This is a genomic window from Mesorhizobium sp. INR15, from assembly GCF_015500075.1.
Taxonomy (GTDB): Bacteria; Pseudomonadota; Alphaproteobacteria; order Rhizobiales; family Rhizobiaceae; genus Mesorhizobium.
On sequence record NZ_CP045496.1, the window covers coordinates 6606559 to 6620469 of the forward strand.

14 protein-coding genes are annotated in these 13911 nt (G+C 61.7%); 4 read left to right on the plus strand and 10 right to left on the minus strand.

Annotated features, from left to right (window positions below):
- Positions 1-51: 51 nt before the first annotated feature.
- The gene (argF, locus tag GA829_RS32035; protein ID WP_195176513.1) at positions 52-963 is read right to left on the minus strand and encodes an ornithine carbamoyltransferase; all 912 of its coding nucleotides are present in this window, start codon (positions 961-963) and stop codon (positions 52-54) included.
- A 15-nt stretch (positions 964-978) separates the two neighbouring features.
- Positions 979-2178 carry an aspartate aminotransferase family protein gene (locus tag GA829_RS32040; RefSeq protein WP_195176514.1) on the minus strand — a complete coding sequence of 400 codons (1200 nt, stop codon included), beginning with the start codon at positions 2176-2178 and terminating at the stop codon, positions 979-981.
- A 357-nt stretch (positions 2179-2535) separates the two neighbouring features.
- On the opposite strand from GA829_RS32040, the gene GA829_RS32045 reads away from it, so the two are divergent.
- Positions 2536-3054 carry a GcrA family cell cycle regulator gene (locus tag GA829_RS32045; RefSeq protein ID WP_195176515.1) on the plus strand — a complete coding sequence of 173 codons (519 nt, stop codon included), beginning with the start codon at positions 2536-2538 and terminating at the stop codon, positions 3052-3054.
- Positions 3055-3230: 176 nt separating this feature from the next.
- Here the strand turns inward: GA829_RS32045 and GA829_RS32050 are convergent, their stop codons facing one another.
- The 3 genes from GA829_RS32050 to GA829_RS32060 all read right to left on the minus strand — a co-directional run bounded on the left by GA829_RS32050 (position 3231) and on the right by GA829_RS32060 (position 6431).
- A complete protein-coding gene (locus GA829_RS32050) occupies positions 3231-4241 on the minus strand; it encodes a magnesium and cobalt transport protein CorA (protein WP_195176516.1) in 1011 nt (336 codons plus the stop codon).
- An 89-nt stretch (positions 4242-4330) separates the two neighbouring features.
- Positions 4331-5056, minus strand: coding sequence for a phosphate signaling complex protein PhoU (gene phoU / locus GA829_RS32055; RefSeq protein ID WP_195176517.1), 726 nt, complete (start codon positions 5054-5056; stop codon positions 4331-4333).
- 109 nt (positions 5057-5165) lie between these two features.
- On the minus strand, positions 5166-6431 hold the full coding sequence (locus GA829_RS32060; RefSeq protein WP_195176518.1) for an ATP-binding protein: 1266 nt from the start codon (positions 6429-6431) through the stop codon (positions 5166-5168).
- 101 nt (positions 6432-6532) lie between these two features.
- On the opposite strand from GA829_RS32060, the gene ppk2 reads away from it, so the two are divergent.
- Entirely contained in the window at positions 6533-7441 is a 909-nt protein-coding gene (gene ppk2 / locus GA829_RS32065) for a polyphosphate kinase 2 (RefSeq protein WP_195176519.1), read from the plus strand.
- 52 nt (positions 7442-7493) lie between these two features.
- On the opposite strand, the gene GA829_RS32070 is transcribed toward ppk2, so the two are convergent.
- From GA829_RS32070 to GA829_RS32080, 3 genes are all read right to left on the minus strand, one after another.
- Complete coding sequence (locus tag GA829_RS32070) at positions 7494-8243, minus strand: enoyl-CoA hydratase-related protein (protein WP_195176520.1); 750 nt, start codon at positions 8241-8243, stop codon at positions 7494-7496.
- 14 nt (positions 8244-8257) lie between these two features.
- Complete coding sequence (locus GA829_RS32075) at positions 8258-8896, minus strand: acyl-homoserine-lactone synthase (protein WP_195176521.1); 639 nt, start codon at positions 8894-8896, stop codon at positions 8258-8260.
- 97 nt (positions 8897-8993) lie between these two features.
- Entirely contained in the window at positions 8994-9725 is a 732-nt protein-coding gene (locus GA829_RS32080; RefSeq protein ID WP_195176522.1) for a helix-turn-helix transcriptional regulator, read from the minus strand.
- A 269-nt stretch (positions 9726-9994) separates the two neighbouring features.
- Here GA829_RS32080 and GA829_RS32085 point away from each other — a divergent pair, with 269 nt between their 5' ends.
- Positions 9995-10837, plus strand: a complete 843-nt coding sequence (locus GA829_RS32085) for a transporter substrate-binding domain-containing protein (protein WP_195179897.1) — start codon at positions 9995-9997, stop codon at positions 10835-10837.
- 38 nt (positions 10838-10875) lie between these two features.
- Here GA829_RS32085 and GA829_RS32090 read toward each other — a convergent pair whose 3' ends face one another.
- On the minus strand, positions 10876-11289 hold the full coding sequence (locus GA829_RS32090; RefSeq protein ID WP_195176523.1) for a tellurite resistance TerB family protein: 414 nt from the start codon (positions 11287-11289) through the stop codon (positions 10876-10878).
- Between the two features lie 173 nt (positions 11290-11462).
- On the opposite strand from GA829_RS32090, the gene GA829_RS32095 reads away from it, so the two are divergent.
- Positions 11463-13109 carry a lysine--tRNA ligase gene (locus tag GA829_RS32095; RefSeq protein ID WP_195176524.1) on the plus strand — a complete coding sequence of 549 codons (1647 nt, stop codon included), beginning with the start codon at positions 11463-11465 and terminating at the stop codon, positions 13107-13109.
- Here the strand turns inward: GA829_RS32095 and GA829_RS32100 are convergent.
- Entirely contained in the window at positions 13075-13902 is an 828-nt protein-coding gene (locus GA829_RS32100; protein WP_195176525.1) for a thermonuclease family protein, read from the minus strand. The genes GA829_RS32095 and GA829_RS32100 overlap by 35 nt on opposite strands.
- Positions 13903-13911 lie beyond the last annotated feature (9 nt).

The window sequence follows — 13911 nt, forward strand, 5'->3', positions numbered from 1 at the left end:
GCATCACGCGCCTCCGGATCAAGCGCCGAGGCCCCTCACGCACCAAGACACTTACGCACCAAGACACCAGGCAAGCACCGCCTTCTGGGCGTGGAGCCGGTTCTCAGCCTCGTCAAACACCACCGAATGCGGCCCGTCGATCACCTCGTCGGTCACTTCCTCACCGCGATGCGCCGGCAGGCAGTGCATGAACAGGGCATCCGGCTTGGCTTTCGCCATCAACGCCGCATTGACCTGGTAGGGCGAGAACACATTGTGACCACGCGCCCGATGTTCCTGCCCCATCGACACCCAGCAGTCGGTGACGATGCAATCGGCCTGGTCGACGGCTTCCTCCGGCGAGCGCGTGAGGAGAAGCTTGCCACCATTCGCCTTCGACCAGTCGATATGCTTCCGCGCCGGCTCGCTGCCTTCGGGTACGGCGACATTGAGGTTGAAGCGAAACCGGGCCGAGGCTTCGAGCAGCGAATGCAGCACGTTGTTGCCGTCACCGGTCCAGGCGATGGTCTTGCCTGCAACCGGACCGCGATGTTCCTCGAAAGTCATGATGTCGGCCATCAGCTGGCAAGGGTGGGTATCGTCGGTCAGGCCGTTGATAACCGGAACGGTGGCATTCTCGGTCAGCTCCAGCAGACGCTCATGCGAGGTGGTACGGATCATGATCGCATCGACGTAACGCGACAGAACCTTGGCGGTATCGGCGATGGTCTCGGAGCGGCCGAGCTGCATCTCGGTGCCGGTCAGCATGATGGTCTCGCCGCCGAGCTGGCGCATGCCGACATCGAAGGACACGCGCGTGCGCGTCGACGGCTTGTCGAAGATCATCGCCAGCACCTTGCCTTCGAGCGGCTTGGAGCGCTCGCCCGCCTTGAGGCGCGCCTTGCGCGCCATCGCGTCGGTCAGCATGAAGCGCAGGTCGCCTTCGGAAACGGTGGAAAGGTCGGTAAAATGACGAGGGCTCATCAGGCTCTTTCGAATTTACTTCGCGGCGGCCGCGGCGATGGCCTCGGACAGGCCCCTGGCGCCGGCGCGGATGCGCTCCAGCGCCTCGTGGATATCGGCGTCGGTGACGGTCAGCGGCGGCAGCAGGCGAATGACGTTATCGCCGGCGGGAACGGCCAGCAGGTGCTGGTCGCGCAAGGCCATGTTCACCTTGGTGTTGGGCATCGCGCATTTGAGGCCGAGCATCAGGCCCGTGCCCCTGATGTCTTCGATAACCTCGGGGAATTCGTCGGCGACGGCGGCCAGCCCCTGCTTCATCAGCAAGGCCTTGCGCTGCACGTCTTCGAGGAAACCATCTTCCAGCACCACATCGAGCACGGCGTTGCCGACCGCCATGGCCAGTGGATTGCCGCCAAAGGTGGTGCCATGGACACCGGCGGTCATGCCGACAACGGCTTCGTCGGTAGCAAGACAGGCGCCCATGGGGAAGCCGCCGCCGATACCCTTGGCGATGGCCATGATGTCTGGCGTCACGCCAGCCCATTCATGCGCGAACAGCTTGCCGGTACGGCCAATGCCGCACTGGACCTCGTCGAAGATCAACAGCAGGCCATGCTGTTCGCACAGCTGCCTGAGCCGCTTCAGCGACTGCGTCGGAACTGGACGGATACCGCCCTCGCCCTGCACCGGCTCTATCAGGATCGCCGCCGTCTCCGGCGTGATTGCCTTTTCGGCGGCGTCGATATCGTCGAAGCCGACCTGGTCGAAGCCTTCGACCTTGGGGCCGAACCCTTCGAGATATTTATACTGACCGCCGGCCGCGATGGTCGCCAGCGTACGGCCGTGGAAGGCGCCTTCGAACGTGATGACACGGAAGCGCTCGGGATGTCCGTTGACGAACTGGTAGCGCCGCGCCGTCTTGATGGCGCACTCCAGAGCCTCGGCGCCGGAATTGGTGAAGAACACCTTGTCGGCGAAGGTGGCGTCGGCCAACCGTTCGCCCAACCGGCTCTGCCCGGGGATCTCATAAAGGTTGGAAACGTGCCAAAGCTTGGCCGCCTGTTCGGTGAGCGCGGCAACAAGGTGCGGATGGCCGTGGCCCAGCGAGTTCACGGCGATGCCGCCAGCGAAATCGAGGTATCGCTCGCCCTTGTCGGTAACCAGCCAGCTGCCCTCCCCGTGGTCAAAAGCCAAGGGTGCGCGAGCAAAGGTCTCGAAAAGCGCCGAACCGCTCATTATATGCGTCTCCGGTACCGGAAATCAAAAAAGCCGCCCAAGCGGCGGCCTTTGCGGCTTATCGTGTTTTTCGGCCATGAAGTCAACGAAAACGTCGCGTAGTGCCGCGGCACAAGCCCTCCAGCGAGACGCCGGCTCATAAGCGACCGGGCAAGTTGGGGAAAACCGAAAAAACCGATTCGTGTTGCACTTGGGACTCTTGTCACCGAGTCAGCGCATAAGGTAATTGTAGTCGAGAAATAACTAGATTTCGTGCGGCGGACCTAATCACCAGATATATGTGGTGTCTGCCCCGGCAAGGATTGCCGGGTCGGGAATGGATTCCGATTGCCGCACGCTTAGCAGGAGCGCGGTCTCATGAACTGGACTGACGAGCGGGTAGAACTTCTCAGGAAACTGTGGTCGGAGGGTCTGAGCGCAAGCCAGATCGCGGCCCAGCTTGGAGGGGTCAGCCGCAATGCGGTCATCGGCAAGGTGCATCGGCTGAAATTGTCGGGCCGCGGACGCGCGACGGCGACGCCGGCACGCCAGAAGAAGACGGTGCAGGGATCGACCGTACAGAAGTCGGTGTCGCGCGCCGCGACAGCGGCGCGCCACGTCACGACATCGATCGGCGCGACAGCGTTGCAGACCCAGTTCGACGCCGAACCGGTGGTGCGTCACTACATCCGCCCGGTCGAAAATGTCGTCCTGCCGATCTCGCGGCATCTGCAGCTTACCGAGCTGACTGAACGCACCTGCAAGTGGCCGAACGGCGATCCCTTGTCGGAGGATTTCCATTTCTGCGGCAACGAAGCCGCCGAGACCGGCCCCTACTGCAAGTACCACGCCCGCATCGCGTTCCAGCCGGCCTCGGAACGCCGGCGGAGCCGGTAGTTTAGGGATTAGGCAGTGGGGACTGGGCAGTAGACCCCTGAGGCACATCTTAGCCTACTGCCTACTGCCTACTGCCTACTGCCTACTGCCTACTGCCTACTGCCTACTGCCTACTGCCTACTGCCTACTGCCTACTGCCTACTGCCTACTGCCTACTGCCTACTGCCTGCCTTACTTCACAGCCAGCCGTTCTTGCGGAAGCGCCAGTAGAGAAAACTGCAGATCAGCGCGATCGTGGTCAGCACCATCGGGTAGCCGTATTCCATCTTCAGTTCCGGCATATCGCTGAAATTCATGCCGTAGATGCCGGCAAAAGCCGTCGGCACCGCCAGGATGGCGGCCCATGAAGCGAGCTTCTTGGAAATCGCCGTTTCCTGGCTCTGGCCGACCAGCAGGCTCGCTTCAAAGGCGAAAGCCAGAACCTCGCGCAGGCTGTCGATCTTTTCCTGAACCGTACGGATATGATCGGTCACGTCGCGAAACAGCGGGTGCATCGCCGCATGGATCTGCGGCAGGTCGGCACTGGTCAGTCGGCGGCAGACCTCCACAAGCGGCAAAGCCGCATTGCGCAGCCGCAAGAGATCGCGGCGTAGCATGTAGAGCCGTTCGATGTCAGGGCCGGTCATCGGCTTCAGCAGCACCTTGTCCTCGATCGCCTCGACCTCGTCCTCGATCTGCTCAAGCACGGGCATATAGTTGTCGACGATGAAATCGAGAATGGCATAGAGGACGAAATCCTCGCCCTTGGCCAGGGAATGGGGGCAGGTCTCCCAATGCTGGCGGACAGCCGCATATGAGGTGGAGGGACCGTGACGGACGCTGACGATATAGCCGGCGCCGACAAACAGATGCGTCTCGCCGAATGTGACGCGGCCCTCGACCAGTTGCGCGGTGCGGGCAACCACGAGCAGGGCATCGCCATATTGCTCGATCTTCGGCCTCTGGTGCGGATGCTCCGCATCCTCGATGGCCAGATCATGCAGATGGAACTGCGCCTGGACGCGCAGCAGCAGGTTGCGGTCGGGCTCCAGGAGGCCGATCCAGACGACATGGCCCGGCTTCTTCGCCCACTCACCGGCTTCCTCGATCGGGATATCGGCTATGCGCCGCCCGCCGGTATAGACACTGGACGCGATGATGCCGGATGCCGCGGGCGGTGCCGGCACTAGGTTGCGAACGTTTTCCACAAGCGACCTCCCGAAGGCACGGCCTTGGATCAGGGTCCGGAGCCAGGAAAGCTTAGCTTATATCACGCCAGGGTTCGAGAGGCGGCCGTTCACTTCACCGGCAGCGGTTCGGAAAGGCTGATCTTGTCGGTCTTGTCGCCCTTCGGCCGCTCCGCCGGCATCTGCTCGCCGGTAACAATGTAATAGATCGTCTCGGCAATGTTGGTGGCGTGGTCGCCGATCCGCTCGATGTTCTTGGCGCAGAACAGCAGATGCGTGCATGGCGTGATGTTGCGCGGATCTTCCATCATGTAGGTCAGCAGTTCGCGAAACAGCGACGTATACATGGCGTCGATCTGATCGTCGCGGTCGCGCACGAAGCCGATCTTCTCCACCGAGCGCGATGCGTAGACGTCGAGCACTTCCTTGAGTTGGGTCAGGGCCAGGTCGGCCAGTGCCTCAAGGCCCCTGAAAAGACTGGTCGGTTGACGTCCGTCCGTCACAGCCACCACCCGCTTGGCAACGTTCTTGCCGAGGTCGCCGACACGCTCAAGGTCAGCCGAGATGCGGATGGCACCGACGATCTCGCGCAGGTCCGTCGCCATCGGCTGGCGCCTGGCAATGATGATGATCGCCTTGTCGTCGATCTCGCGCTGCCCTTCATCAAGGACGACGTCGTCGCGGATGACTTTCTGGGCGAGGCCAGGATCGGCGTTGACGAGAGCGGCGATCGCCTGCTCCACCATGCGTTCTGCATGGCCGCCCATCGCAGCAATTCGCTTCGACAGGTATTTCAGCTCTTCGTCATAGGCGCTCATGATATGCACGGACTGCATGGACGAAATGCCTTCCCGGTTCTTGTGTTGAGTCGTTTCCTCGAATCCCCGCTGATACGCTAGCCGGATGACAGAAAAAAGAAATTACCCTTCGAAATATAGGGCCGCGTCACAGAGCCGGCAAATGAACCGAAAAGGCAGCGCCCTTGCCAACCTCCGACTTGATCGACAGCCGGGCATTGTGGCGCGTCAGGATATGCTTGACGATCGACAGGCCAAGGCCCGTGCCCTTCTGGATCCTGCTGGTCTCGACATCGACGCGATAGAAGCGCTCGGTAATGCGCGGGATATGCTCTTCGGGAATGCCGGGACCGAAATCCCTGATGGTGACATCGATGGCCGGCTCGGATTCCGCATCGCCATGCGCGATCGACACCACGACGCGGCCGCCCGACTGGCCGTATTTGCAGGCATTCTCCAGGAGGTTTTCGAAGACCTGAAAGAGCTCGTCCCGGTCGCCCGGAACATCGAGCGGGCCAGCGGCGAAATCACGTTCGATGACGATGCTGTTCTCTCTAGCCAGCGGTCCCAGTGAATCGATGACACTGTCCACGGTCTGGCGAAGATCAACCTCCGTACCCGGCTTAAGATAAGGCTTCATCTCCAGCCGCGACAAGGACAGGAGATCGTCGATCAGGCGTGCCATACGCCCGGTCTGGCTTTGCATGATCTGCAGGAATTGCTCGCGGGCAGCTGGATCGTTGCGGGCAGGCCCGCGCAGCGTTTCGATGAAGCCCGATATCGAGGCGAGCGGCGTGCGCAATTCGTGGCTGGCGTTGGCGATAAAGTCCGCGCGCATGCGGTCGATGCGACGCGCCTCGCTTTGGTCCTTGAACACCAGCACATAGAGATCGGTGCCATGGCCGACCGACGAGGCACTGACCCGATAGGCCCGCTCGACCGGCAGTTTTTCCATGTAGTCGGCAACATCCGAGGCGACGTTGCCGGACAGGACGCCGTCCAGCAGCGCCTGCATCTCCGGCGCCCGGAATTTCAGCGACAATGACAGACCGGGGGCGATGCCGCCAAAAGCGGCGAAGGCGGCGGCATTGGCATGAATAATGGTGCCGGTGCGGTCGAAGATGATCAGCGGATCGGCAACGGCCGCCGCAAGATATTCACCGGAGAGCCGCTGCAAACCAATGGCCTCGATTGTCGACGGATTCTCTGAGGCGTTGCGCTCTGTCCCGACCGGTAGTATCGCCGCCACAGCCAGAACGACCAGCGCCGGCAAGAGGGCATAGGCGGAGATACCGGCAAAGACATAGGTGATGAGAACGGCGGCGACGCCGGCCGCAAGCAGCCAGCGGCCGTTCCACAGTCGGGCGGCAATGGTTTGCGCCATGCCCTTCTCATCCGAGCTCCCGTCCGCCATTCGCGCCCTGCTTCCTCGCGCCTCGTATGAGAAACTTCCCACTAGACCGGTATAGAGGCTCCCAATAGCATGAGTCCGGAAGCTGGAAAGGGTTCGTCTCGATGAAAAAAACCAAGGAAACTCCCGCCGCGCCGACTTCGGGTCCGCTCAAGATCAGGATCGACGGCAAGGAGCGGGAGTTCGATATCGAGAACCCGACGCTGCCGGACTGGGTCGAGGAGCACAAGCTGACATCAGGCGACTATCCCTACGACAAGAAAATGAAGAGCGACGAGTATGACGAGATGCTCGAGCGGTTGCAGATCGAACTGGTCAAGGCACAGGCATGGCTGCAATCGACCGGCAAGCGGGTGGTGGCGCTGTTCGAGGGCCGCGACGCCGCTGGCAAGGGCGGCACGATCTTCGTGCTGCGCCAATATCTGAATCCTCGTACCGCACGCAACGTGGCGCTGACCAAGCCAACGCCGACCGAGGTTGGGCAATGGTATTTCCAGCGCTATGTGGCGCAGTTTCCGACGGCGGGCGAGTTCGTCACCTTCGACCGCTCCTGGTACAACCGCGCCGGCGTCGAGCCGGTTATGGGTTTCTGCACGCCCGAGCAGCATGAGCAGTTTCTGGATGAGACCCCGCATTTCGAACGGATGATCTCCAACGAGGGCATCCACTTCTTCAAATTCTGGCTGAACATCGGCCAGGAAACGCAGCTCGAACGGTTTCACGATCGCCGCTACAGCCCGCTGAAAAGCTGGAAGTTCTCGCCGATCGACATCGCCGGCATCACCAAGTGGGACGATTATACCAAGGTCCGCGATGTCATGTTCGAGCGCACGCACAAGGAGTTCGCGCCATGGATCATCGTGCGGGCCAATGACAAGCGACGGTCGCGGCTGGCCGTGATGCGGCGCATCCTCCTGTCTCTGCCCTATGATGGCCGCGATCTCGACGTCATCGGCAAGGAAGACAAGAAGATCATCGGCGAAGGGCCCTCTTTCCTGGGCAAACAGGGCTGACGGTTTTCGCGCCGCACGGTCAGAGGTCGCGCGGCGCTTCCGCCAGATTTTCTCAAGCCGCCAGTCGGGCAATCCGCTGCAAACGGCGCAGTGTCGTGTCGTCCTGCAACGCCTGTTGGAACAGCGAAATCTCCTGGTCGATGCGATCGCATAGCTCGCCGGTATCTCCCTTGAGCAGCCTGCGTGTCTGCCGAAGGGCCGCGACCGGCTTCTTGGCAAGTTGCCTGGCCCTGGCAAGCGCGGCGTCCTCGACACTGCCCTCCGCCACGATCTCGCCGACGAGGCCAAGCGCGCGGGCGTCTTCGGCACCGAGCGTGTCGCCCAGGCAGAAGAAGCGAAAAGCGCCGGCGTAGCCGAGTTTGCGTGGCGCCAGGATGCTGGTCGCCGCGTCCGGCACCAGGCCAAAATCGACGAACGGCACCCGGAACGTGCTTTCGCTCGACGCAATTACCATGTCGCAATGAAACAGGATGGTGCAGCCAACACCGACCGCATCGCCGTCGACGCAGGCAAGGATTGGCTTTGGAAACGTCGCCAGCATGCGGAACATATCGGTGACGGCGGCGATCAGCCGCTGATGCTTGGCGGGGTCGAGGAATTCGGAGAAGTCGCCGCCAAGGCAGAAGCATCCAGCCAGGCCACGCAGCACGACGACGCGCACGTCATCGTCGATGGCCGCGGCATGAAACGTCTTGGCCAGGCTTTCATAGGCCCGCCTGTCGAGCACCGGGCGACCATCATCCGACGACACCGTGACGATCAGCGTGTGGTTGCGGAATTCACTTCTCGGCTGTGTGCTCATGACCGTCTCCGATCTCACGATGCCCGCCTTTGTCCGAGCATATCGGGATATCCTCTGGCCAGAACGGGCGCAAAATGATTACGGCGCGAACGCACCACGTCCAGCGTGTGCTCGTTGAAGGTGAGGAGTGTCGCGACGACCTGCTGATTGCCATAGGTGCGCTGATAGCCCAGCGGCGTTGCCAGGAAATGCAGCTGCAGGGCGCGCAACACCCACATTGGCTCGAACTCAATGATCACCTTGTCGACGCCGCGCTTCAGCCCCCACTCGACGAAGCCGGCAATCAGTTCGGTGCCGACGGTCGAGACGCCGCGACGGCCATCGCGAAAACCGGGAGCCACCGCGTAACGGGTCAGTTCATAGATGCTCGGGCCGGATGGTGGCGTTCCTTCGGAAAGGTCGGTCAACACCTCGGTCAGTAGATGTGGCCGCGTGGTCGGCAGCATCCGCTGGTAACCCGCAACCTCGTTGCCCCTGATGACGATCTGATGCACCGCCTCATCGTGGTCGAACTGGTCGACCTCGAGCCCGTCGGGGCGCCGAAGGTCCTCCCATCCCATTTCCTCGACAAATATCTTGTAGCGCAGCCGATGGACGGCCTCCCAAAGGTCGGGACGTTCCATCAATTCCTGGGTTGTAAGGGCAAAAAGCATCCGTCATCTCCTGCATTCAAGAGGAAGATACGGCCGGGCTTTTGCTAGGAAATTACGCGATCACGTAGGCAAAAAATTCTAGGCCGGCGCGGCCGACCTAACTAATGTAGCCGCGCCTTATCGCTTCCGCGACCGCCTGAACCCGGTTGACGGCACCAAGTTTGCTCTTTGCGTTAAGAAGGTGTTTCTCGGAGGTGTGTTCCGAAATGCCGAGAATCTGAGAAATCTCCCATTCGGACTTGCCGACAGCCGCCCATTGCAGGCATTCGCGCTCGCGCGGCGTCAATTCGACATGATCGATGGTCTTGTTTGCCATCGTGTGGAGTTGCATGGCGCGTCCGACCGCATAGGTCGAGACAAGCGAGACCAGGCCGAACTCAGCCGCGGACAATTCAACCGCCTCGCCGCCAAGCGACACCATGACGATCTGTCCGTCGAGCGTGATCAATGGAAACGCCAGCCCGTCGCGCAGCTTGAATTCGCCAGCGTCGCCCATCACTTCGCCGCTGCTCTTGTTGACGCGCACGCCCTGGGCAGCTTCGCGCCACTGGAACGGTGCCTGCAACTGCTTCATATGGCTTACGACAGGGTCGTGATCGACGTAGTTGCGCGCGACATAGCGCTCCAGCCATTCACCTGGCCAGTCGCAGAGCAGCACGTGCTGCTTCTGGAGGCCGGTTGGCGTGCCTGGCTGCGGAACGGTACCCGCCATCAGCGCTGTCAGCCCGAAACCGGAAGTAATGCCAAGCAACTTCGCGCAGACCGCCGCCGCCGTGTCGGCATGCTGCAGCTGATCTATGTATTCAAGCGTACGATCAAACTGACCCATCGCAACATCAACCCCATGTTGCCTCCCAGCGTTGCAATCAATGGCCCGTGCCGATCCGCACTTTGCCACCAACCGCGGATTGCAAACTGCTCTCCTCCAGTTGTGATGCTCGACTTTGACCCCCATCAAAGCAACCACCGCCATTTGCAAACTCGCTAAAGCATATCTTGAAATCAGCGCGTTGAAATCAAAAAGCGTTGTGCCTGTGCCATTTTCGTACGAGAACCCTCTTTGCTGTCAGGGTCGGGCGGAGCTTGAGCGTGGTGTTTCTGCGAATATCGATCGCATTGCTTTCGGCGCTGTTCGGATTGCACGCAATCAGCGGTTTTGCGCGCGCGGCGGAACCGCAGGTTCCGATCCTGTGGGATGCCAAGGAGCGGCTGCCGAAGCCGGATCTCTCCGCGCTGCCACGGTTGAGATTCCTGACCACCACCGACTTTCCGCCCTTCAATTTCCTCGACAACTCGGGGCGGTTGTCCGGTTTCCACATCGATCTCGCCCGTGCCATCTGCGCCGAACTTGGCATTGTCGACAAATGCCAGATTCAGGCGCTGCCCTGGGGCGAATTGGACAGCGCGCTGCAGAAGGGTGAAGGCGAGGCGATCATCGCCGGCATTGCCGCAACGCCCGAGACGCGATCGAAATACGCCTTCTCACGCGCCTATCTGCAGTTTCCGGCACGCTTCATCATGCCGAAGACCAAGGCTCTTGCCGAGCCGATCATCGACAAGCTGCGCAGCAAACGGGTCGGCGTGATCGCCAACTCATCGCATGAGCGGATGTTGCGTGACTATTTCGACGCCGTTCAGGTCGTGCCCTTTGACAGGCCGGAAGACCTCTATGCCGACCTCAAGACCGGCAAGATCGACGCTGCCTTCGGTGACGGCATGCGCTTCGCCTTCTGGCTGGGCGGCTCGGACGCGGCGGGCTGTTGCCGCTTTGCCGGCGGCCCCTATCTGGCGCCGGAATATCTGGGTTCAGGCATGACGATCGCCACCAAGGCGGACGATCCGGCGCTGGCTGCGGCCTTCGATTACGCGCTGCAGGAAATTTCCGTGAAAGGCACGTTCGCCGAGTTCTACCTGCGCTATTTCCCGGTCAGTTTTTTCTGATCCGGCCCGGTCAGTTTCTTCTGATCCGGAAACAGCAGTTAAGTGAGCGTGCGCAGGCGCGCCTTCGCCGCGCGACCGATGGCGGCGACAGTCAGCGTATCAAGGTCGAGCTGGCGGCGGATGAGCTGCAGCACCCGCACCTCTTCCATGCGCATTTCGAGATCGACGGCCGCGACCTCGAAGGCGGCGGCATAGGCGGTGTCGCGCAGGCGTTCCGGCAATGCCTCGGCGACGCTCGCCAGCACACCTTCCAGACCATCCTTTTCATGCAGCATCTTCTGACAGGTCTGCGCGACGGCAATCAGGCGGCCCTGATTGAAGTCCTCGAACACAGGCCAGGAACGGACGACGTCGCCAATCCGCGCCAGTTCGACATCGGTCATGTCACGATCGGAGGCCGAGGTGATGACCATCAGGTGGATCAGCGCTTCGTGCGGCGTCGGCAAAGGCATTCAAAACTCCTTGGGCTAGGCTCTAAAGCTAGGAAGACGCCATCGGAGCCGCAAGGAAAAAGCGCCGCGCTCGTTGACGCTCCGGTCAGGCGCGCATAGAGACCGGTTGAAAATCCACACTTGCGGCTGTCCGGCGAACGATCTTGGCCGGCGAATAATTTGGAAAACAAGACATGGCGGGATCAAACATCATCGATCTCAATCCCGAGCTGCTGGCGGCCGCGACCGAAAGCAAGGCGTGGCCGTTCGAGGAAGCCAAAAAGATCATCGAGCGCTACAAAGGCACGGACTTTCCCGAGACCGTATTGTTCGAGACCGGATACGGTCCGTCCGGCTTGCCGCATATCGGCACATTTGGCGAGGTGGCGCGCACCACGATGGTGCGCCATGCTTTCCGCGTGCTGACCGGCGACAAGGTCAAGACCAAGCTGCTGTGCTTCTCCGACGACATGGACGGCATGCGCAAGATTCCCGACAATGTTCCGGATCGCGCGGCACTCGAGCCCTATCTGCACAAGCCGCTGTCGGCGGTGCCTAATCCCTTTGGCGGCGACTATGCGAGCTTCGGGGACCACAACAACGCGATGCTTTGCCGCTTCCTTGACACGTTCGGCTTCGACTACGAGTTCGCCAGCGCGACGCAGTATTACAAGGCGGGCCGTTTCGACGCGATGCTGCTGCGCACCGCCGAACGCTTCGATCAGATCATGGCGGTGATGCTGCCGACGCTCGGCCCGGAGCGCCAGGCGACCTACAGCCCGTTCCTGCCGATTTCGCCAAAGAGCGGCCGCGTGCTCTACGTCCCGATGAAGCATGTCGACGCCAAGGCCGGCACCATCACCTTCGACGATGAGGGTACGGAAACCACGCTGTCCGTGACGGGCGGCAAGGTGAAGCTGCAGTGGAAGCCGGATTTTGGCATGCGCTGGGCAGCGCTCGGCGTCGATTTCGAAATGTTCGGCAAGGACCACCAGACCAATGCGGTGGTCTACGACCGCATCTGCAACATTCTGGGCGGGCGGGCGCCGGAGCATTTCGTCTATGAGCTGTTCCTGGACGAGAACGGCCAGAAGATCTCGAAGTCGAAAGGCAATGGCCTGACCATCGACCAATGGCTGACCTATGCGCCGACCGAAAGCCTTGGGCTCTACATGTACCAGCGGCCACGGCAGGCCAAGAAGCTCTATTTCGATGTCATTCCGAGAGCAGTGGACGAGTATTACACCTTTCTCGCGGCCTATGTCAGGCAAGACTGGAAGGAGCGGCTGGGCAACCCGGTCTGGCACATGCATGACGGCAACCCGCCCGTGGTCGATATGCCGGTGCCGTTCTCGCTTCTGCTCAATCTGGTCAGTGCGTCCAACGCGCAGAACAAGGATGTGCTGTGGGGCTTCATCTCGCGCCATGCGCCTGGAGTGACGCCAAAGACGCATCCCGAGCTCGACCAGTTGGTCGGCCACGCAATCCGCTACTTCGACGATTTCGTGAAGCCGGCGAAAACCTTCCGGCCGGCCGACGATGTCGAGCGCGAGGCGCTGGATGCGCTCGAAAAGGCGCTCGGCGAGCTCCCGGCTGGCGCCAACGGCGAAGCGATCCAGAACACCTCGCTCAACGTGGCACGCAGGATCGAGCGTTACCAGGATCATTCCAAGCAAAGCCCGGAGGGCGGGCCCGGTGTGTCGGGCGCCTTCTTCCAGATGATCTATCAGGTGCTGATCGGCCAGGAGCGCGGACCGCGCTTTGGTTCGTTCGCCGCGCTTTACGGCATCGCCGAGACACGGGCGCTCATTGCGCGGGCGCTGGCTGGTCAGCTGGCCTGAGAACGCCACCTGTCTCTTCAAGGATCGAACTCGGCGCCTCAGGCGCCGGGCTCGTTTCCGCCGGCATCGCCGGCAGGCCGGAAAGATTCGGCGCCGAACCGTAGATTCCCTTCCTGGCCGCGCGCGCCTTGTCAGCGGCTTCGACATAGGCTCCGCCCTTGGCGGCGCGGGCCCAGCCGTTTTCGACCAGCCATTGGCCGACATCCTGCTTGCCGACGCGGCATTGCGCGGCAATCAGGTCGCGTCCGCCTTCCGGCGGCACCGTGCAGACCACGGCGCGACCCCGCAGGAAGGATCTGAACGCGGTTCGCGCCCGGACGCCGCAGGCCCAGGATTTGCCCTCGTCGCTGCATGTCTCATCCGGCTTGACGACATCGATGCCGGAGACCGCGACGGAATATCCCTTCGCCTCGATCAAGCCGGCGGCGGAGGCGACGGGCTGGAACAGCTTGGTGCCATTCCAGTCGTCGGGCATTTTCGGTTTCGGCGGCATGGCCAGCGCCAGCTTGCTCAGGGGCGCGCGCGGCTCAACGCGTTCGAGCTCCTCTGCGGGAAGCGGCGGCGGTGCGACAAGCTCCGGGTCGATGGCCCTGGAATACACCACGGGTTTTGTCGGCTCGGGTTGCGGGATAGCAGCGGTAACCGGCGCTTCGGCCTGTGTTTCTGCACCGGCCTGGATTTCATCGACAGGCATGGTATCGCCGTCTGGCAGAACGACCCGGCCGCCGGCGACAACCAACGCCGCCATCATCACGATTGCCAGAACCGCGACGGCCAGATGAAACAATCGCATCGCGGCGGC